Source organism: Pseudomonas sp. PAMC 25886, assembly GCF_000242655.1.
Taxonomy (GTDB): Bacteria; Pseudomonadota; Gammaproteobacteria; order Pseudomonadales; family Pseudomonadaceae; genus Aquipseudomonas.
In genome coordinates this window covers 296444-315233 of sequence record NZ_AHHC01000050.1, presented here as the reverse complement: position 1 = coordinate 315233, position 18790 = coordinate 296444, and the positions used below count along the sequence as shown (strand labels likewise).

The 18790-nt window shown below is 61.2% G+C and carries 20 protein-coding genes; 13 read left to right on the top strand and 7 right to left on the bottom strand.

Annotated elements, in window-relative coordinates:
• Positions 1-9: 9 nt before the first annotated feature.
• The 5 genes from MUM_RS0117000 to MUM_RS1000000134205 all read left to right on the top strand — a co-directional run bounded on the left by MUM_RS0117000 (position 10) and on the right by MUM_RS1000000134205 (position 4466).
• Positions 10-1062, top strand: coding sequence for a sugar phosphate isomerase/epimerase family protein (locus tag MUM_RS0117000; protein ID WP_010171893.1), 1053 nt, complete (start codon positions 10-12; stop codon positions 1060-1062).
• 43 nt (positions 1063-1105) lie between these two features.
• On the top strand, positions 1106-2314 hold the full coding sequence (locus tag MUM_RS0116995) for a nucleoside permease (RefSeq protein ID WP_010171891.1): 1209 nt from the start codon (positions 1106-1108) through the stop codon (positions 2312-2314).
• A 79-nt stretch (positions 2315-2393) separates the two neighbouring features.
• Positions 2394-2714 carry a hypothetical protein gene (locus MUM_RS0116990; protein WP_010171889.1) on the top strand — a complete coding sequence of 107 codons (321 nt, stop codon included), beginning with the start codon at positions 2394-2396 and terminating at the stop codon, positions 2712-2714.
• 82 nt (positions 2715-2796) lie between these two features.
• Positions 2797-3705 carry a glutaminase B gene (gene glsB / locus MUM_RS0116985; RefSeq protein WP_010171887.1) on the top strand — a complete coding sequence of 303 codons (909 nt, stop codon included), beginning with the start codon at positions 2797-2799 and terminating at the stop codon, positions 3703-3705.
• Between the two features lie 200 nt (positions 3706-3905).
• On the top strand, positions 3906-4466 hold the full coding sequence (locus MUM_RS1000000134205; protein ID WP_141629516.1) for a hypothetical protein: 561 nt from the start codon (positions 3906-3908) through the stop codon (positions 4464-4466).
• A 60-nt stretch (positions 4467-4526) separates the two neighbouring features.
• Here the strand turns inward: MUM_RS1000000134205 and MUM_RS0116980 are convergent, their stop codons facing one another.
• On the bottom strand, positions 4527-4874 hold the full coding sequence (locus tag MUM_RS0116980; RefSeq protein WP_010171885.1) for a DUF6124 family protein: 348 nt from the start codon (positions 4872-4874) through the stop codon (positions 4527-4529).
• Positions 4875-5241: 367 nt separating this feature from the next.
• On the opposite strand from MUM_RS0116980, the gene MUM_RS1000000132840 reads away from it, so the two are divergent.
• On the top strand, positions 5242-5928 hold the full coding sequence (locus MUM_RS1000000132840; protein WP_010171883.1) for a M24 family metallopeptidase: 687 nt from the start codon (positions 5242-5244) through the stop codon (positions 5926-5928).
• 62 nt (positions 5929-5990) lie between these two features.
• Here MUM_RS1000000132840 and MUM_RS0116970 read toward each other — a convergent pair whose 3' ends face one another.
• The 4 genes from MUM_RS0116970 to MUM_RS0116955 are packed head-to-tail and all read right to left on the bottom strand — an operon-like array spanning position 5991 to position 9449.
• The gene (locus MUM_RS0116970; protein WP_010171881.1) at positions 5991-7256 is read right to left on the bottom strand and encodes an NAD(P)/FAD-dependent oxidoreductase; all 1266 of its coding nucleotides are present in this window, start codon (positions 7254-7256) and stop codon (positions 5991-5993) included.
• On the bottom strand, positions 7253-8005 hold the full coding sequence (locus MUM_RS0116965; RefSeq protein ID WP_010171879.1) for an amino acid ABC transporter ATP-binding protein: 753 nt from the start codon (positions 8003-8005) through the stop codon (positions 7253-7255). The genes MUM_RS0116970 and MUM_RS0116965 overlap by 4 nt, the downstream gene beginning before the upstream one ends.
• Positions 8002-8670 (bottom strand): ectoine/hydroxyectoine ABC transporter permease subunit EhuD, encoded by a 669-nt coding sequence (gene ehuD / locus MUM_RS0116960; RefSeq protein WP_010171877.1) that lies wholly within the window; start codon positions 8668-8670, stop codon positions 8002-8004. The genes MUM_RS0116965 and ehuD overlap by 4 nt, the downstream gene beginning before the upstream one ends.
• Positions 8667-9449, bottom strand: a complete 783-nt coding sequence (locus MUM_RS0116955) for an ABC transporter substrate-binding protein (RefSeq protein WP_010171875.1) — start codon at positions 9447-9449, stop codon at positions 8667-8669. The genes ehuD and MUM_RS0116955 overlap by 4 nt, the downstream gene beginning before the upstream one ends.
• 215 nt (positions 9450-9664) lie before the next feature.
• Here MUM_RS0116955 and MUM_RS0116950 point away from each other — a divergent pair, with 215 nt between their 5' ends.
• Positions 9665-10444 (top strand): IclR family transcriptional regulator, encoded by a 780-nt coding sequence (locus MUM_RS0116950; RefSeq protein ID WP_008435411.1) that lies wholly within the window; start codon positions 9665-9667, stop codon positions 10442-10444.
• Between the two features lie 208 nt (positions 10445-10652).
• Here MUM_RS0116950 and MUM_RS0116945 read toward each other — a convergent pair whose 3' ends face one another.
• Positions 10653-11897: a saccharopine dehydrogenase family protein gene (locus tag MUM_RS0116945; RefSeq protein WP_003211412.1), complete on the bottom strand. Its 1245-nt coding sequence runs from the start codon at positions 11895-11897 to the stop codon at positions 10653-10655.
• 29 nt (positions 11898-11926) lie between these two features.
• Complete coding sequence (locus MUM_RS0116940; RefSeq protein WP_010171870.1) at positions 11927-13024, bottom strand: carboxynorspermidine decarboxylase; 1098 nt, start codon at positions 13022-13024, stop codon at positions 11927-11929.
• A 184-nt stretch (positions 13025-13208) separates the two neighbouring features.
• On the opposite strand from MUM_RS0116940, the gene MUM_RS0116935 reads away from it, so the two are divergent.
• The 6 genes from MUM_RS0116935 to MUM_RS0116910 all read left to right on the top strand — a co-directional run bounded on the left by MUM_RS0116935 (position 13209) and on the right by MUM_RS0116910 (position 18778).
• Positions 13209-13871, top strand: coding sequence for a DUF2268 domain-containing putative Zn-dependent protease (locus MUM_RS0116935; RefSeq protein ID WP_010171868.1), 663 nt, complete (start codon positions 13209-13211; stop codon positions 13869-13871).
• Between the two features lie 257 nt (positions 13872-14128).
• On the top strand, positions 14129-15133 hold the full coding sequence (locus MUM_RS0116930; protein ID WP_010171866.1) for a LacI family DNA-binding transcriptional regulator: 1005 nt from the start codon (positions 14129-14131) through the stop codon (positions 15131-15133).
• On the top strand, positions 15133-16137 hold the full coding sequence (locus MUM_RS0116925) for an ABC transporter substrate-binding protein (RefSeq protein WP_010171864.1): 1005 nt from the start codon (positions 15133-15135) through the stop codon (positions 16135-16137). The genes MUM_RS0116930 and MUM_RS0116925 overlap by 1 nt, the downstream gene beginning before the upstream one ends.
• Positions 16138-16959 (top strand): ABC transporter permease, encoded by an 822-nt coding sequence (locus MUM_RS0116920; RefSeq protein WP_010171861.1) that lies wholly within the window; start codon positions 16138-16140, stop codon positions 16957-16959. It begins immediately after the preceding gene.
• Positions 16956-17750 (top strand): ABC transporter permease, encoded by a 795-nt coding sequence (locus MUM_RS0116915; RefSeq protein WP_010171859.1) that lies wholly within the window; start codon positions 16956-16958, stop codon positions 17748-17750. The genes MUM_RS0116920 and MUM_RS0116915 overlap by 4 nt, the downstream gene beginning before the upstream one ends.
• Positions 17747-18778, top strand: coding sequence for an ABC transporter ATP-binding protein (locus MUM_RS0116910; RefSeq protein ID WP_010171857.1), 1032 nt, complete (start codon positions 17747-17749; stop codon positions 18776-18778). The genes MUM_RS0116915 and MUM_RS0116910 overlap by 4 nt, the downstream gene beginning before the upstream one ends.
• Positions 18779-18790: the final 12 nt, after the last annotated feature.

Sequence of the window (18790 nt, the reverse complement as noted above, 5' to 3'; positions counted from 1 at the left end):
ATCACACACATGCGCGGCCCCGGTATTTTTCTCGCCCAGTTCATCTCGGACGAAGCGCCTTTCGACACCCTGGCCAACATCGCCCAATGGGCGGCCTCCCAGGGCTACAAGGCAATCCAGTTGCCCACCCTTGGCACCCGCTACATCGACCTGGCCCGCGCCGCAGAAAGCCAGGCCTACTGCGATGAACTCAAGGCGACCTGCGCCCATGCCGGCGTCGAAATCAGCGAACTGTCGACCCACCTGCAAGGCCAGTTGGTGGCCGTGCATCCGGCCTTCGACACGCTCTTCGACGACTTCGCCCCGGCCCACCTGCGGGGCCAACCCCAGGCACGCACCGAGTGGGCCATCGAGCAATTGAAACTCGCCGCTCGCGCCAGCCAACGCCTTGGCTTAAGCGCACACGCGACCTTCTCCGGCGCGCTGCTCTGGCCCTACCTCTACCCGTGGCCACAACGCCCCGGCGGCCTGGTGGAGCAAGGCTTCGCCGAGTTGGCCAAGCGCTGGCTGCCGATCCTCGATTGCTTCGAAGCGGCCGGTGTCGACCTGTGCTACGAAATCCACCCCGGTGAAGACCTGCACGACGGCGCCTCTTTCGAGCGCTTCCTCGACGCCGTCGACCACCATCCCCGGGCCAACATCCTCTACGACCCCAGCCACCTGCTGTTGCAGCAAATGGACTACCTGGGCTTCATCGACCGCTACCACGCACGCATCCGCATGTTCCACGTCAAGGACGCCGAGTTCCGCCCCGATGCACGCTCCGGCGTGTATGGCGGCTATCAAGGCTGGGTCGACCGCCCCGGGCGTTTCCGCTCGTTGGGTGATGGCCAGATCGACTTCAAGTCAATCTTCAGCAAGCTCACCCAATACGACTTCAACGGCTGGGCCGTGCTGGAGTGGGAGTGCTGCCTGAAGGATGCGCAACAAGGCGCGGCAGAAGGGGCGGCGTTCATCCAGCAGCACATGATCCGCAAGACCACCAAGGCGTTCGATGACTTTGCCGGCGTGACGTCCAACGAACACTCCAACCGACGGCTGCTGGGCCTGCCCGACGCCTGAACACCGCTTCGCTTACCAAAATAACAATAAACCGGTGACCACAATGAAAGCGCGACTGAGCGTCATGATGTTCCTGCAGTTCTTTATCTGGGGCGGCTGGTTCGTCACCCTGGGCACCTTCCTCGCCAGCAACCTGGGGGCCAGTGGCGGGCAAATCGGCATGGCGTTTTCCACCCAGTCCTGGGGGGCGATCATCGCGCCGTTTATCATCGGCCTGATCGCCGACCGCTACTTCAACGCCGAGCGCATCCTGGCGGTGCTGCACCTGATCGGCGCAGTACTGCTGTACCAGTTGTACCGCGCGCCGGACTTCGTCGGCTTTTATCCCTACGTGCTGGCGTACATGGTCATCTACATGCCGACCCTGGCGCTGGTGAACTCGGTGGCGTTCCGGCAAATGAGCGACCCGGCCCAGGAATTTTCGCGCATCCGTGTGTGGGGCACCTTGGGCTGGATCGTCGCGGGGTTGGTGATCAGCTTTGTGTTCGCCTGGGATTCCCAGCAGTCGATCACCACCGGCGCGTTGCGCAACACCTTCCTGATGTCTGCCATCGCGTCACTGGTGCTGGGTTTCTACAGCTTCACCTTGCCGCCTACCGCTCCGTTGAAAGCCGAGGCGGGCAGTGGTGGTGTCAAGCAACTGCTGGGGCTGGATGCGCTGGGTTTGCTCAAGGATCGCAGCTACCTGGTGTTCTTCATCGCCTCGATCCTTATCTGTATTCCCCTGGCGTTCTACTACCAGAACGCCAACCCGTTTCTCGCGGAAATCGGCGTGACCAACCCCACGGCAAAAATGGCCATCGGGCAAGTGTCCGAGGTGCTGTTCATGCTGCTATTGCCGCTGTTCATCCAGCGCTTCGGCATCAAGGTCGCGCTGCTGGTGGGCATGCTGGCCTGGGCGCTGCGCTATGCGCTGTTCGCCTACGGCAACAACGGCGAACTGGCCTTCATGCTGTTTGCCGGGATCGCGCTGCATGGCATCTGCTACGACTTCTTCTTTGTCTCGGGGCAGATTTACACCGACGCCAAGGCCCCGGAGCGCTTCAGGAGTTCGGCCCAGGGGTTGATTACCCTGGCGACCTACGGCGTGGGAATGTTGATCGGGTTCTGGGTAGCGGGGCAGGTGACCGACCACTATGCGGCGGCGGGTGGCAGCCATGACTGGCGCAGCATCTGGCTGTTTCCGGCGGGTTTTGCGTTGCTGATCTTTTTTTGTTTTTCGGTGGCGTTCAAGGGGCGGGAGCGGGCGTGACAGGTACAGCATGGGCATCGGCCAAGCCAGCTTTCTGGTAACGTCGTTGCCCCAGTCCCCTGTTCCGGAGTAGATACCAATGGCTTATGAGATCCACATCGAGAGAGCCGAAAGCAGCACAATCGCGCCTGAAGAATGGCATTCGTTTTGCGCGAATGACCCCTCGATGAACCTCGAAAGCGAGACAGTCGGAGTCAATCCAAAGACTGGTGAAACCATCACCGTCAGCGGCAATGAAACCGCGTTCTGGACCTCTCCGGTGACGCACCAGCAGTACTACTTCGATTACCGCCGTGGCTCCATAGCGTTTGTCTACAGCGATGAGGCCCTTGCAAAAGCCAGGGAAATAGCCCGCGCCTTCTCTGCCAATATTCGGGGCGACGAAGGCGAGGCCTATTAACCCAAGGCCTGCCTGGGCCTGATGTTTCAGGTATCCTCCGCGCCCGCCAATCACTATTTTCCAAACCATGCCCGAACAAAACATGCAGGCCCTGTTGGAGTCGATCCTCGACGAAGTCCGTCCACTGATCGGCCTCGGCAAGGTCGCCGACTACATCCCCGCACTCGCCGATGTGCCGGCCCAGCAACTGGGCATTGCCGTGTACGGTAATGACGGCTCGTTCTACTGCGCGGGCGATGCCCACACCTTGTTCTCCGTACAGAGCATCTCCAAGGTATTCAGCCTGGTGCAGGCCATCGACCATGGTGGCGAAAGCATCTGGGAACGCCTGGGCCACGAACCCTCGGGGCAGCCGTTCAACTCCATGGTGCAGCTGGAGTTTGAGCGTGGGCGGCCACGCAACCCGTTTATCAACGCCGGTGCGCTGGTGATCTGCGACATCAACCAGTCGCGCTTTGCCGTGCCGATCCTGTCCATGCGCGACTTCGTGCGACGGCTGTCGGGCAACCCGCAGATCCTGGTCAACAGCGTGGTGGCCGAATCCGAAGCCCAGCACGGTGCGCGCAATGCGGCCATGGCGTACCTGATGAAGTCGTTCGGCAACTTCCACAACGACGTGGACGCGGTGCTGCACAGCTACTTCAACTACTGCGCGCTGCAGATGAGCTGCCTCGACTTGGCCAAGGCGTTTTGCTTCCTGGCGAATGAAGGCGTATGCACCCACAGCGGTGAGCAGATTCTGACCGCGCGCCAGACCAAGCAGGTGAACTCGATCATGGCCACCAGCGGGCTGTATGACGAGGCGGGGAATTTTGCGTATCGCGTCGGGTTGCCGGGCAAGAGCGGGGTAGGCGGCGGAATTCTCGCGGTGGTGCCGGGGCAGTTCACGGTGTGCGTATGGTCGCCGGAGTTGAATGCGGCAGGCAATTCGCTGGCGGGGATGAAGGCGCTGGAGTTGTTGAGTGAGCGGATTGGGTGGTCGGTGTTTTGACTGCGAAAATGAACAAAAACGAAGGCATGATTTTTCCACGTTATGGTAATAGACATTTATTGTCTATTTTAACTGAGTTAAGGTATGATGGCCTATTGCCTTTACTTGGGCGAGCCGCAGAATAACAATGCGCGCTGGGACGTAGATACACATCCCCCTATCTTTGATAATGGACTTTGTAGTCAAAAGGAGAGTTGGTTTTGAAAAACTATTTAAAGTGTGTGTCAGTCTTTGGTTTTATTTTGCTTGGCGGTTGCGCCGCACAGCAAGTACCTATCGTCGCAGTATCAAGCTTTAAAGATTCAAACGGGATTTTTCCTTCCGCTAATGTGACTCGGGAGCCACGGATCGCGACGGTGAAAGGCGCTGAGCAGGAAAGTTTCAAGTCTTCTGTTGCAAGTGTTCGCGTTTGTAATAAAGAAAGAACAGAGTGCGAAATTGGAAAAGCTAAGTTTGACAGTAATGTCACGGTTACTAGTCTCGGACAAAAAACTGCTATCGTAAATGTGGATTTTGATTACGATATTGGTGATAAGCAAGTAGTTGGCACAGCTAGCCCTCAAGGTGCAAGTGGTTATAAGACAGTTTGGACTGTTGATGGCGCTACACTGAATGGCCGAAAGGTTTTCTCAGAACGTGCGGAAATCGTCTACGGCACTTTCCATCACTTCAGCCTTCCCTATGGAGCTGAATTTGTTTTATGTGTTGCTAAACCGGGACCTAAAACTCTCAACCTTGATCCATGGGAATGCTTGCCTTAAGGCAAAGAGTTACTGCTAACCGTGCCCACGTTCGCGTGGGCACGGTTAGCGCAGTGAGTTTTATCTCGGCGCAGTTTCCGCGCATCGATCCAGCGCTTTGTCGACCAGCATCTGCACACCTTCCAGCATCCGGCAAATGCCCAGCGCCACATTGCGTTGGGTACCATCGACTTCGAACGCCAGGTGAGCGGCGATGACATTGATCGACGCCAGGTCTTGCGAGGCATTGGCCAGCAAGGTTTCTGTGTCCAGGTCCGTACGCACGGTAAACAATCCATCGAACGGTAGCTCGGCGGGTTCAGGCGGTTGGGGTTGGGCGTCAGGTTTCAGATAGTGATGAATGGCGCGGTAAGCGGCTTCTTGAAGCCGGTCGGCATGATTTGGGGGATTTGGACTGTCTTTAATCATGGTAAAGCTCCTTTGTGAATGGAGCTGCCACTATTCGCGGTCAAACGATTAGGGTGGCAGCTATACGCGGGTTGACCGACCGGCCCAAAGAACAAAACCGGCATACCCGAAGGTATCCCGCGTACAGCTGCCGCGACACAATACATCAGGCGTAAAAAAAACGCCCAAGATCGGTTTTGGCGCAGTTGTTCTATGGTTGCGGACGGTCAAATCCGGCCGCTGAATGGGCAGCGACTGCGGGAGGTTAGTCAGCCCGAGTCCGACCGACAACCTGAAACAGTTGTCGGAAAAATCCGCGCAGGCCTCCCTGTCATTGAGGAGGGTGCTGATACTATCGACGCAATCACCCATCAGTCAGAGACGGTCCATGTTGCCCAATCGTGTCGTCCAGGCCGCCGCCAAGTCGGTATTGCAGCAGCTCGTTACGCGTATCACCCCACAGTCAACCGAAGCCTCCATCGCCGAAATGGCGGCGAAGATGCTTGCGGGTTCCGGCTATCCGAAGACCTGGTATTACGACTGCCCCGCCTTCGTATTACTGGGTTCACGCAGTGCGCTTTCTGTGTCGGGCCGCGACTATCGTCCCAGTGACGAAGCGGTCGGTTTGCACAATCTGATCACCGTGGATTTGAGTCCACGCTCCGGCACTGTATGGGGCGATTGCGCGCGCTCTTTCTATGTGGAAGAGGGCGTGTGCAGGGCGGTGCCAACGGGTGCGGAGTTCAGCAAGGGCTATGAAGTAGAGCACCGGTTACACGCGATGATGCGCACCTTCGCCCGGCCCAGGACGACGTTCAACGACCTGCATGCATTCGCCAATGACCTGATCGCGTCCGAGGGTTTCGAGAACCTCGATTTCGCCGGCAACGTCGGCCACAGCATCTGCGAGCAGCGTGACCAAAGGCTCTACATCGAGGCGGGCAATCATCGGCGCCTGGAGGAGGTGACGTGCTTTACCTTCGAGCCGCATGTTCGCGAGCGGGGCGGTCGCTGGGGCTTCAAGCATGAAAATATCTATTTCTTCAGTGATGAGGGAGAGGTCTGCGAGCTTTGACGATGGCGCCGGTCTCCTGAGGAAACGCGGCGCCTTCGGGTTTTTCGCGAGCAAGCTCGCTCCTACAGGGATAGGCGGTCCAGCAGGCTGTACCACGCCACGCCTGCGCCGATGTAGAAGCGTTGCAAGCCATGCAGTGGCAACCGCTGCAAAGGCGTTACCGGGTACGCGAAGTCGGAGCGGCTGTCACACAGGCGTCCGGCCAGTTGCTGGCCGAGGCTGGTGCACAGGGCTATCCCGCGTCCGTTACAGCCCAATGCCAGGGTCAGGCCGGGTGCGGGTTCGTGGACGTGGGGCATAAAGTCCCGGGTGATCGCGATCCGTCCTGCCCAGCGGTACTCGAATTCCAGCTTGCCCAACTGCGGAAACAACAGTGCCAGCGAACGTTCCAGGTGCGCAAAATCTGCGGGCCCAGTGGGGTCGTTGAACAGTCCGCGCCCGCCCATCAGCAGGCGACCGTGGGCGTCCTTGCGAAAGTACAGCAGCAGCCGTTGGGCGGTTGAGACGGTTTCCTGCCCCGGCAAAATGCTCTCGGCCGCAGGCCCGCTCAAGGGCCGGGTAGCAACGATAAAGCTGTTGGCCGCCAGCACGCTCTGGGCCATGCCGGGCCACAAGTCGCCGCTGTAGCCGTTGGTAGCCAACACCACTTGGCCGGCCGACACCTGTGCGCCGCTGGCGGTCTGCAGCTTCCAGCCGGCGCCTGCCTGCTGCATCGCGGTCACTGTGCTTTGTCCGTGAATGCGCACGCCCGCCGCCTGCGCTGCCCGCACCAGGCCGCGCGCATAGGCCAGGGGTTGGATGGCGCCAGCGCGGCCATCCAGCCAGCCGCCGGCAAACGCCTGGCTGCCCATGCGAGCGGACACGGCGCCGGCATCCAGGCGCTGCACCGGTACCCCGCGTCGGGCCCACTGCTCGGCACGGGCATGCAGGCCCGCCACGCCTTTTTCAGAGTAGGACACCTGCATCCAGCCCTTGCGAGTGGGCGCACAGTCGATGCCATGGCGCTCGATCAGGTTGAACACCAGGTCGGCCGAGTTGGACACGGTATGGATCAGCGGCTCGGCGCGCTTGGCGCCGTACCTCTGCACCAGTTGATCCGGGTCGTATTTGAGTGTCGGGTTGACCTGCCCGCCATTGCGCCCGGACGCGCCCCAGCCGGGTTCGTTGGCTTCCAGCACGCACACGCTCACGCCGCGTTCCGCCAGGTGCAGGGCCGTGGACAAACCGGTGTAGCCGGCACCGACGATGGCCACGTCGACTTTGATGGATTCCGCCAGCGCGGGTGTCGGCGGTGCGGCGGGGGCTGTCGCTGCCCAGAGTGACTTCATGACAGGCTCCGGGTGTTGGCCGTCGGGTGCAGCACGCGGCGCAGGAAGTCCTGGGTGCGCGGCTGTTGCGGGTTGCCCAGCACTTGCTCGGCGGGCCCGCTTTCCACGATGTAGCCGCCGTGCAGGAAGCACACGCGGTCGGCCACTTCGCGGGCAAAGCCCATTTCGTGGGTCACCACAATCATGGTCATGCCTTCATCGGCGAGGGTGCGCATCACTTCCAGCACATCGCCCACCAGTTCCGGGTCGAGGGCCGAGGTCGGTTCGTCGAACAGCATCGCATCGGGCTTCATCGCGAGGGCGCGGGCGATGGCGACGCGTTGCTGCTGGCCGCCCGAGAGTTGTTCCGGGTAGGCATCGGCCTTGGCCGACAGGCCGACTTTATCCAGCAGCGCCAGGGCTTCTTCCCGGGCCTGTTGCAGCGGTTCGCGTTTGACGTACACCGGGCCTTCCATCACGTTTTCCAGCACGGTGCGATGGGGGAACAGGTTGAAGCGCTGGAACACCATGCCCATGCGGCTGCGCAGGGCGTGTACGGTCTTGCTGCCACGTTGCACGGTTTCGCCGAACACGTTGATGGTACCGCCGTCGTAGGCTTCCAGGGCGTTGATGCAGCGCAGCAAGGTGGATTTGCCCGAGCCGGACGGGCCGATCAGGCACACCACTTCGCCCTTGGCCACGTCCAGGTCGACGCCGTGCAGCACACGATGGGTGCCGTAGTGTTTTTGCAGTTGGCGAATCTCGATCATGCTTTTTTCCTCCGGCCCAGGTGCTGTTCCATGCGGCGCAGGCCATACACCAGCGGCAGGCTCATCAGCAGGTAGAGCAGGGCGACCAGGGTGTAGACGGTCATGTTCTGGAAGGTCGACGAGGCGATAAGCTGGCCCTGGCGCGTCATCTCGGCCACGGTGATGGTCGACACCAGCGAGGAGTCCTTGAGCATCATCACTAGGGTGTTGCCGTAAGGCGGCAGGGCGATGCGAAAGGCCTGGGGCAGGATCACCCGGCGCATCATCAGCACCGAGCGCATCCCCAGTGCTTCGGCGGCTTCACGCTGGCCTTGTTCGACCGCGATGATGCCGGTACGAAAGTTCTCCGCCTGGTACGCCGAATAGGCGATGCCCATGCCGATCACACCCGCCTGGAACGCGCTGAGGTGCACGCCCATGTCCGGCAGCACGAAGTAGATGTAGAACAGTTGCACGATGATCGGCAGGCCGCGAATCACGTTGATCACCGTGCTCGCCGCCCACGACAGCGCCTTGATCGGCGACAGCTTGAGCAACGCCAGCACCAGGCCGATGGCGCTACTGAGCAGGAACGACAGCACGGTGATCTGGATCGTCACCCAGGCGCCCTGAAGCAGGATCGGCAGGAAGTCCCGGGCGTTCCGCAGGAATTCAGCCGGGTTCATGGCTGCACCTGGGCATCAAGCCCCCACTTCTTCAGGATCGCCTCCAGGGTACCGTCAGCCTTGATGCTGGCGATGGCCTGGTTCAGGCGTGCGAGGGTTTCGCTGTCGCCCTTGCGCACCACCAGGCACACCTCGCCGACGTTGACCGGCTTGTAGTCGGCGGCGAGTTTCACGCCTTTGAACAGCTTCTGGCGGATCTGGTACGCCACCACCGGCTGGTCGCCCACGGCGGCCTTGATGCGGCCCAGGCTCAGGTCCCGGACCATTTCACCGATGGAGTCGTAGGTGCGGATTTCCTTGAAGATGCCCAGCTTGTTGAGCATGTCGTAGAAGATCGTGCCGGCCTGCACGCCCACTACTTGGTCCTTAAGCGAACTGAGGTCGGTATAGGTTGCGTTGTCGTCGGCACTCACGATCAGGCCTTCGCCGTAGGCGTACACCGGCGCGCTGAAGTCCACCACCTGGGCGCGCTCCGGGGTCTTGAGCATGCCGGCGGCGATGAAGTCGAGCTTGCCGGAGGTCAGGGAAGGAATCAGCGCGGCAAAGTTGGTCTGCTCGATTTCGCTGGTGAAACCACCGGCCTTGCCCACGGCATTGGCCACGTCGACCATCACGCCCTGGATGCTGTTGCTCTTGATGTCGAGGAAGGTAAACGGCGAGCCGCTGGCCGTTGCACCGACTTTGTACGAGGCTGCACCGGCGGCGTGCACGGTGGCCACGCAAAGGGTGGCGCAAAGACCGAAGGCGAGGCGGCGAAACAAGGGCGAAAGACTGTTCATCGGGTTACTCCAGAAGGAAAACGGATCGTCAGTACCGCAAGCGGCTGGAGAGGAAACCGCAAGCTCTGTGCCATTTCGATTCAATAAAATCGTTTTGTGGTACAGAAAATCGACAAAATGAACCTTTCGTATCGGTATGCGATTTTAAGTGGTCGAATTTCGCAGTTTGGTGTAGAAATATCGCCACGCTTGATCGACCTGACCGCGAGTTCGCCATGTCTGAAGAACGCAACAGCTTGCACAACCAATCCCTGGAAAAAGGCCTGTCGGTGCTCAAGGCATTCAGCGCCCAGCGCCGCAGCATGAGCCTTGCAGAGGTGGCCGAGGCCGCCGGCATGACCAAAAGCTCGGCCCAGCGCATGGTGTTTACCCTGGAGAGCCTGGGTTACCTTCGGAAACACTCGCGCACCCGCCATTACCAACTCACACCCCGGGTGCTGGAGTTGGGCTTCAGTTATCTGGATGCGCATTCGTTGATTGAAGTGGCCAACCCGTTCCTCTCGGAGCTGACCCGCCTGACGGGAGAAACCTCGTGCCTGACGGAGCCTGCGGGTTACGACATGACGTACATCGCGCGCTTCGTCAGCTCGGGCTTTGTGCCGGTGCACATGCCGATTGGCTCGCGGGTGCCGATGTACTGCACGGCGTCGGGCCGGGCGTATTTGAGTGCGTTGCCGCAGGATGAGGCGTTGGCGTTGATCGAGCACAGCCAGCGGGTGGCGCACACCAGCCAGACGCTGACGGAGGTCGACAGGATCATGGAGTCGTTGCAGCAAGTGCGCGAACAAGGCTATGCGGTGAATGGCCAGGAACTGTTCCTGGGCGACATGACCATCGGCGCGCCGGTGCTGGGGGCAAATGGCCGGCCGGTAGCGGCGGTGCATGTGGTGGCGCCCACCAGTCGGTGGAGCCGGGCGGATGCGGAGAAGCAGCTGGCGCCGGCGTTGTTGCAGTGTTCAAGGGCGTTGAGCAATTCGGCGCGCAATCTTGAATAGAAATGCTATCGAGCAGACAACGCGATCAGTGTGGGAGCTGGCTTGCCTGCGATAGCGGAGTGTCAGCTCGCCCATTCGGTTCTGACCCACCGCTATCGCAGGCAAGCCAGCTCCCACATTTGATCTTCATTGTGTTTGAGGTTGGTAATCGCCCCAACAAAAAATGCGCCCCTTCGGGCGCATTTTTTTGTTCAGTCAGCTATCACCCTCAGGCAATCGCATCCCAGGCACGGTCACCGTTCTCGTCTTTAATACGAGTCGGCAAGCCCATCACGTCCAGCGCTTTCAGGAACGGCTCAGCCGGCAGTTCCTCGACGTTGGCCATGTGCTTCACATCCCACTCGCCACGGGCAACCAGCAGCGCTGCAGCCACCGGTGGTACGCCGGCGGTGTAGGAGATGCCCTGGCTGTCGGTTTCGGCGAAGGCTTCTTCGTGGCAGGCCACGTTGTAGATGAACAGCTCGCGCGGCTGGCCATCCTTGGTGCCCTTGACCAGGTCGCCGATGCAGGTCTTGCCGGTGTAGCCCGGTGCCAGCGACGACGGGTCAGGCAGCACGGCCTTGACCAGTTTCAGCGGCACGACTTCCAGGCCTTCGGCGGTAGTGACCGGTTTTTCGGAGAGCAGGCCGAGGTTTTTCAGCACGGTGAACACGTTGATGTAGTGTTCGCCGAAGCTCATCCAGAAACGCACGTTGGGCACGTCGAGGTTTTTCGACAGCGAGTGCACTTCATCGTGGCCGGTCAGGTACAGGTTCTGCGAACCGACCACAGGCAGGTCGTCGGTGCGTTTGACTTCGAACATGGTGTTGCTGGTCCACTGGCTGTTCTGCCAGCTCCACACCTGTCCGGTGAATTCGCGGAAGTTGATTTCCGGGTCGAAATTGGTGGCGAAATATTTGCCATGAGAGCCGGCATTGACGTCGAGAATGTCGATCGAATCAATGCGGTCAAAATGCTTTTGCTGCGCCAGCGCTGCATAAGCGTTGACGACACCCGGGTCGAAGCCCACGCCAAGGATGGCCGTGATGTTCTTCTGTTTGCACTCTTCCAGGTGGTTCCATTCGTAGTTGCCGTACCACGGCGGGGTCTCGCAGACCTTGCCCGGCTCTTCGTGGATGGCGGTGTCGAGGTAAGCCACGCCCGTGTCGATGCAGGCACGCAGTACCGACATGTTGAGGAACGCAGAACCTACGTTGATGACGATCTGCGATTCAGTCTCGCGGATCAGTGCCTTGGTCGCTTCCACGTCCAGAGCGTTCAGCGCGAAGGCCTGGATATCGGCGGGTACCTTGAGGCTACCCTTGGCCTTGACGCTGTCGATGATGGCCTGGCATTTGGAGATGTTGCGCGACGCGATAGCAATACGACCGAGTTCGTCGTTGTGCTGCGCGCACTTGTGGGCCACCACCTTGGCGACACCTCCTGCACCAATGATAAGAACGTTCTTTTTCAATTGCTTTATCTCTCCTTTATCTGTCCGCTTTACGAAAGGCTGGACAGGTAGTCGTCGTAACCAAATTCACGAACCACTTCGACTGTACCGTCGAGTTGTTTCACTACGATGGACGGCATTTTCAGGCCGTTGAACCAGTTTTTCTTGACCATGGTGTAGCCTGCCGTGTCGATGAACGACAGTCGATCGCCGATGGCCAGCGGCTGATCAAATTGGTATTCACCGAAGATGTCCCCGGCCAGGCACGACTTGCCGCACACCATGTAGGTGTGTTCACCGTCGCTCGGTGCCAGCTTGGCGTTGAGGCGATAGATCAGCAGGTCCAGCAGGTGGGCTTCGATGGAGCTGTCTACCACGGCGAGGTTTTTGCCGTTGTAGAGGGTGTCGAGTACGGTCACTTCCAGGGAGGCGCTGTTGGTGATCGCCGCTTCGCCGGGTTCCAGGTACACCTGCACGTCGTACTTCTGCGAGAACGCCTTGAGGCGCTGGCAGAAGGCGTCGATGGCATAGCCTTCACCGGTGAAGTGGATGCCGCCGCCGAGGCTGACCCAGTTGACCTTGTGCAGCAGCGCGCCGAAGCGTTCTTCGATGGTGTTGAGCATCTGGTCGAACAGGTTGAAGTCACCGTTCTCGCAGTTGTTGTGGAACATGAAGCCTGTGATCTGCTCGATCACGCCTTCGATCTTCACCGGGTCCCACTCGCCCAGACGGCTGAACGGGCGCGCCGGGTCGGCCAGCAGGTAGTCGGAGCTGCTCACCTGCGGGTTGACGCGCAGGCCGCGGGTCTTGCCTTCGCTGCGTTCGGCAAAGCGCTGCAGCTGGCTGATGGAGTTGAAGATGATCTTGTCGCAGTTATCCAGCATCTCTTCGATTTCATCGTCGGCCCAGGCCACGCTGTAGGCGTGGGCTTCACCTTCGAACTTCTGGCGACCCAGCTTGAGCTCGTACAACGACGACGAAGTGGTGCCGTCCATGTATTCCTGCATCAGGTCGAACACCGACCAGGTGGCGAAGCATTTAAGGGCCAGAAGAGCCTTGGCGCCGGACTGTTCGCGCACGTAGGCGATCTTCTGCATGTTGACCAGAAGCTTCTGTTTGTCGATGAGGTAGTACGGCGTTTTGATCATTTTCAGAGCCTGCGGCGGTGCCTGCCAAAAAAGGACACGCATTGTGCCCGCACTTGGGACAGATCGAAAGGTTAGTCAGCGGAATTTGCTGGCCCGGTTATAAGCTGGCCTGTGAATATGACAGCCTGTGGGTATGATGAGCCGCATTGCAAACGGATCCCGGCTTTGGCGACGAGAGGTGAGAATGGACGCATGGACACTGCATTGGCTGGAAGCTTCGGGGAGCCTGGCGGAGTTTCGCCCTGAGCTGATCCGTGAATTTGAGGCCGCCTACGGGGCAATTGCCGAGCTGATGCCGCCGCCGTGCCTGGATGTCCTGATCCAGCGATTGCCTGGGGAAACCCTCCCGGAGCTGGGCCTGGTCGGCCGCGCTTATCGCAGCACGATGTTCAGCATGACCCTTGACCCCGACAACCCGAATTTCCTGGCCAGTTTGCGCAGTGGCTCGCTGCGTCGGCATGTGGTGCATGAGGTGCATCATTGCCTGCGCATGGCGGGGCCGGGTTATGGCTGGACGCTGGGTGAGGCGATGATCAGCGAAGGGCTGGCCGGGCAGTTTGTGCGGCGGGTGCTGGGCAGTGAGCCGGAGCTGTGGGAGAGGGCGCTTACACCCGAGGCGTTGCTGGGTTCGCCGGTAGAGCTCCAGCTTCTGGAGGCCACGTATTACGACCACAGTGAATGGTTCTTCGGCACCGGGGCAAGGCCCAGGTGGTTGGGGTACACGCTGGGTTATCAGATGGTGGGTGACTGGCTGGCGAAGCAAGGCGAGGTGGACGCCGCCACATGGGTCAACGTGCCCGCAAAAGACATACTCGCCAACGCCGCCAAAGAGGGGCAGGTGGCCTGACCATCCAGCAACATCGGTCCCCTGTGGGAGCCGTCGAGCTTTAGCGAGGCCGCGAAGGCGGCGGCACAGCCGATAAACAGGCTGCCTGACACACCGCTATCGCAGCCTCGCTAAAGCTCGACAGCTCCCACATAAGACTTTCAGCGGATGACAAAAACCCATCCACGCTGACATCAAACCGTCATCTCCCCATCGCCTGACTGCCACATTCCCCCGTTACTGTCCTCGCCAATGAGATCGATCTCAAGCGAGTGACAATGACAGATTTGAAAGACGTAGCCCGGCTCGCTGGCGTATCCCGCGCCACCGCCGCGCGCACCTTCGCTTCCCCGGAACAAGTGCGCCCGGCCACCCGCGAGCAGGTATTCGCCGCCGCCCGCGAGCTGGGTTTCAGGCCCAACCTGCTGGGCCGCCAACTGCGCCTGCAAACCACCCAGCTGATTGGCGTGGTGGTGCCCAACCTGCTGAACCCGGTGTTCGCCGAGCAGTTCCAGGCCATGGAGCGCGCCGCACGCCAGCGGGGCTATAACCTGCTGCTGGCGACCACCGACTACAGCGCCGAGCGCGAAAGCAGCGTGGTGGAAGAACTGCTGCGTCAGCGCGTCGATGGCCTCGTGCTGACCGTTACCGACGCTGAAAGCAACAGCGTGCTCCACAGCCTGGCCACGGAAGAAACCCCGTTCGTGTTGGCCTACCACCAACCCGACAACTCCAACTACAGCGCCGTCTCGGTGGACAACCGCGCCGGCATGGCGCTGGCCACCGGTTATCTGCTGGACGCCGGCCATCGCCGCATCGCCATGGTCGCCGGCCCCGCGTTGCAGTCCGACCGGGCGCGCCTGCGTTACGCCGGGTATTGCGATGCCATGGGCGAGTACGGCCTCGACAGCCGACCGGTGATCGAAATGCCGGCCCACACCCAAGCCGAATTCGCCGCCATCGAGCCCTTCCTGCAAGGCTCGCAGGCGCCCACCGCACTGGTGTGTTCCAACGATTTTCTCGCCATCAGCCTGATCGCCGAACTGCGCCGCCATGCCTGGAACGTACCCGAACAACTCTCGGTGATGGGCTTTGACGGCATTTCCCTGGGCACCCAGATGCACCCGACGCTGTGCAGCGTGGTGCAGCCCATCGCGCTGTTGGCCAGCACCGTGATCGACCAACTGCTGGCGCAAATCGCCGGCAACGCCCCGGTTTCCCATTGCCTGCCGTGCCATATCCGGCCGGGCGAAAGCACCCAACCCCATAAAGGAGACGCTTGATGAGCATGCTCAGTAAAACCCTGGCGGCATTGCTGCTGTGCGGCGCGGCCAGCCTGGCCCAGGCCGCCGACACCGCGATTTGCTACAACTGCCCGCCAGACTGGGCAGACTGGGGCACGCAACTCAAGGCCATCGCCACGAGCACCGGCGTGCAGGTGCCGCTGGACAACAAGAACTCCGGCCAGTCCCTGGCGCAGTTGGTGGCCGAGAAAGCCGCGCCGGTGGCGGATGTCGTCTACTACGGCGTGACGTTCGGCCTGCAAGCGCAAAAGGCGGCGGTGGTGGAGGGCTATAAGCCCAAAGGTTGGGAACAGATTCCCGCCGGCCTGAAAGACCCGGACGGCCAGTGGTTCGCGATTCACTCCGGCACCCTGGGCATCATGGTCAACGTCGACGCATTGGGAGGCCTGCCAGTGCCGCAAAGCTGGGCTGACCTGCTCAAGCCCGAATACAAAGGCATGGTCGGCTACCTCGACCCATCCAGCGCCTTCGTCGGCTACGTCTCGGCGGTGGCGATCAACCGCGCCATGGGCGGCGACCTCGACAACTTCGCCCCGGCCATCGACTACTTCCAGAAGCTCTCGAAAAACGCCCCCATCGTGCCCAAGCAAACCGCCTATGCACGGGTGCTTTCCGGTGAGTTGCCGATCCTGGTGGACTACGACTTCAACGCCTACCGCGCCCGCTACAAGGACAACGCCAACGTCGCCTTCGTGATTCCCAGGGAAGGCAGCATCAGCGTGCCTTATGTGATGAGCCTAGTGGCGAACGCACCGCACCGCGCCAACGGTGAAAAGGTCCTGGATTTCGTGCTGTCCGATGAAGGCCAGGCACTCTGGGCCAAGGCCTACCTGCGCCCGGTGCGGCCGGTGAAGATGCCAGCGGACGTTGCCGCGCAGTTCCTGCCAGACGGCGACTACGCCCGCGCCGGTGTGGTGGACTACCAGAAAATGGCCGCCGTGCAGGAAGCTTTCGCCGCGCGTTATTTGAGTGAGGTCAAGTAAGTGAAGGCACTCTTGCGGCCAAACCCCGCCTGGGCCCTGGCCCCGGCGTTTGCGGTGCTGCTCGCCTTCTGGCTGTTGCCGCTGGCGCACTTGATCGTGCTGGGTGGCGAAAGCCGCGACAGCCACGGCAGCGGTTACTGGCAAGTGCTGAGCAGCGCGCAATACCTGGGCAGCCTGGCGCAAACCTGCGTGCTTGCGGTGCTGGTGACGTTGGCGGCGCTGCTGGTGGGCGGCATCACCGGTGTGTTTCTCGCGCGCCAGCAATTTTTCGGGCGTTCGGCGCTGGTGGCGTTGCTGACATTTCCCCTGGCGTTTCCCGGCGTGGTGGTGGGCTTCCTGGTGATCCTGCTGGCGGGCCGCCAAGGCTTGTTCGCCTCACTCGGGCTTCAGCTGGCCGGTGAGCGCTGGATCTTTGCCTATTCGCTGGCGGGGCTGTTTGTCGGCTACCTGTACTTTTCGATTCCACGGGTCATCCTCACGGTAATGGCGGCGTGTGAAAGCCTCGACCGTAGCCTGGAGGAAGCCGCCCACTCACTGGGGGCCGGGCATTGGCGGGTGGTGTGCGATGTGATCGTGCCGGGCCTGGCACCGGCGTTGGCCTCCTGTGGGGCGATCTGTTTTGCCACGTCCATGGGCGCCTTCGGCACAGCGTTCACCCTGGGCACGCGGCTGAACGTGACGCCGGTCGCCATCTACAACGTGTTCACCAATTACGCCAATTTTGCGGTGGCGGCGGCGCTCTCGGTGGTGCTCGGCGCGGTGACCTGGGCCGTGTTGCTGCTGACGCGGCGCCTGGTGAAAAACGCGGGGACGGTCCTGTGAAGCGCTCATCGCTGTTTGTCATCCAGCTGCTGTTTACCTTGCTGGTCTGCGCCTTCATGTTGGTGCCGGTATTGATGTCATTGCTGGCGGGGCTGACGCGCAATTTCTTCGTCGGCCTGTCCAGCGGGCTGACCTTCGACTGGTTGATCCAGGTGTGGCAGGCCTACTCACCGACGGTCTGGCTCTCGCTGCAACTGGCCCTGGCCTGCGCGGTGTGCGTCTGCGTGATCGGCGTGCCGGCGGCATACGCCCTGGTGCGCATGAACAACCGCTTCAGCCGCGCCTTCGAGGAGTTGATGGTGCTGCCGGTGGCGATGCCTGGCCTGGCCAGTGCGCTGGCGTTGTTGCTGACCTACGGCCAGTTCGGGCAGTTTCGCAGTAGCTGGCTGTTCATCCTGGTGGGGCATGTGTTGTTCACCTTGCCGTTCCTGGTGCGCCCGGTGATGGCGGTGATGCAACGCCAGCAGTTGCCGGTGCTGGAAGAGGCGGCGGCCAGTCTGGGAGCGGGGCCGATCAAGCGCTTTTTCAGCGTGGTGGTGCCCAACTGCCGGGCGGGGATTCTCGCCGGAGTGTTGATGGTCGTCACCCTGTCCCTGGGGGAGTTCAACCTGACCTGGATGCTGCACACGCCGATGACCAAGACCCTGCCGGTCGGCCTCGCTGACAGCTATGCGTCGGCGCGCCTGGAAATCGCCAGTGCCTACACCCTTATCTTTTTGCTGATGATCGTGCCGCTGCTGATTGCGTTGCAGGCCATCAGCGCTCGACTGTCCCGTGGAGAGCGTCGATGACCGCTATCACCCTTCGCCTGAAGGGATGCCGCAAGGCATTCGCCGACGGCACCGTTGCCGTGCAGAACCTGGACCTGACCATCGAGGGCGGCGAAACCCTGGCCATTCTCGGCCCGTCCGGTTGCGGCAAAACCACCACCTTGCGCTTGATTGCCGGCCTTGAGCGTCCCGATGTGGGCCAAGTGTTTTTCGGTGACCACGACGTCACCCGCCTGCCCATCGAACGGCGTGACGTGGGCATGGTGTTCCAGAACTACGCGTTGTTTCCCAACCTGGATGTGGCTGGCAACATCGTCTACGGCTTGAAGATTCGCGGCATCGCGCCGGCGCAGCGCAACAAGCGCTGTGACGAACTGCTGGAGTTGGTGGGCCTGCAGAATCACGGCAAGCGCAGCATCCATGAACTGTCCGGCGGCCAGCGCCAGCGTGTGGCACTGGCCCGCGCGTTGGCGCCACGGCCCAAAGTGCTGTTGCTGGATGAGCCGTTGGCCGCCCTCGACGCACAGTTGCGTGAGCGCCTGCGCAGCGAACTGGACCAGCTGTTGCGCGGCCTGGGCATCACCTCGGTGTTTGTTACCCACGACCAGGGCGAAGCCATGGCCCTGGGGGATCGCATCCTGGTAATGGAGCAGGGGCGTATCGCGCAACTGGCCAGCCCCCGGGAGATCTACCAGCAACCGGCCAACGCGTTTGTCGCAGGCTTTGTGGGCAACCTGAATGCCTTTTCGGTGCTGGATCGCACGGCCCATGGCTTGACCGTGTGCGGCGGTGAGCTGCCGTGGCACGAGCCCCATCAGCCGGCCACCGTGTACTGCCGCCCCGAACACCTGCGGGTGATGGAGCGCGAAGGGCACCTGCACGGGCACCTGCTGGCGCAGTTTTTCCAGGGCGCGCAAAGCCGTCTGCTGGTGGACGTCGGCGCCCCGCAACCGCTGCTGGTGGACAGCAACGACAACCTGCTTCATGCCGTCGGCGCCCCGATTGCCCTGTCTATCGCCCCACACAAGCTGTTCACCCTGCATGCCTGAATTCAGAGAGCC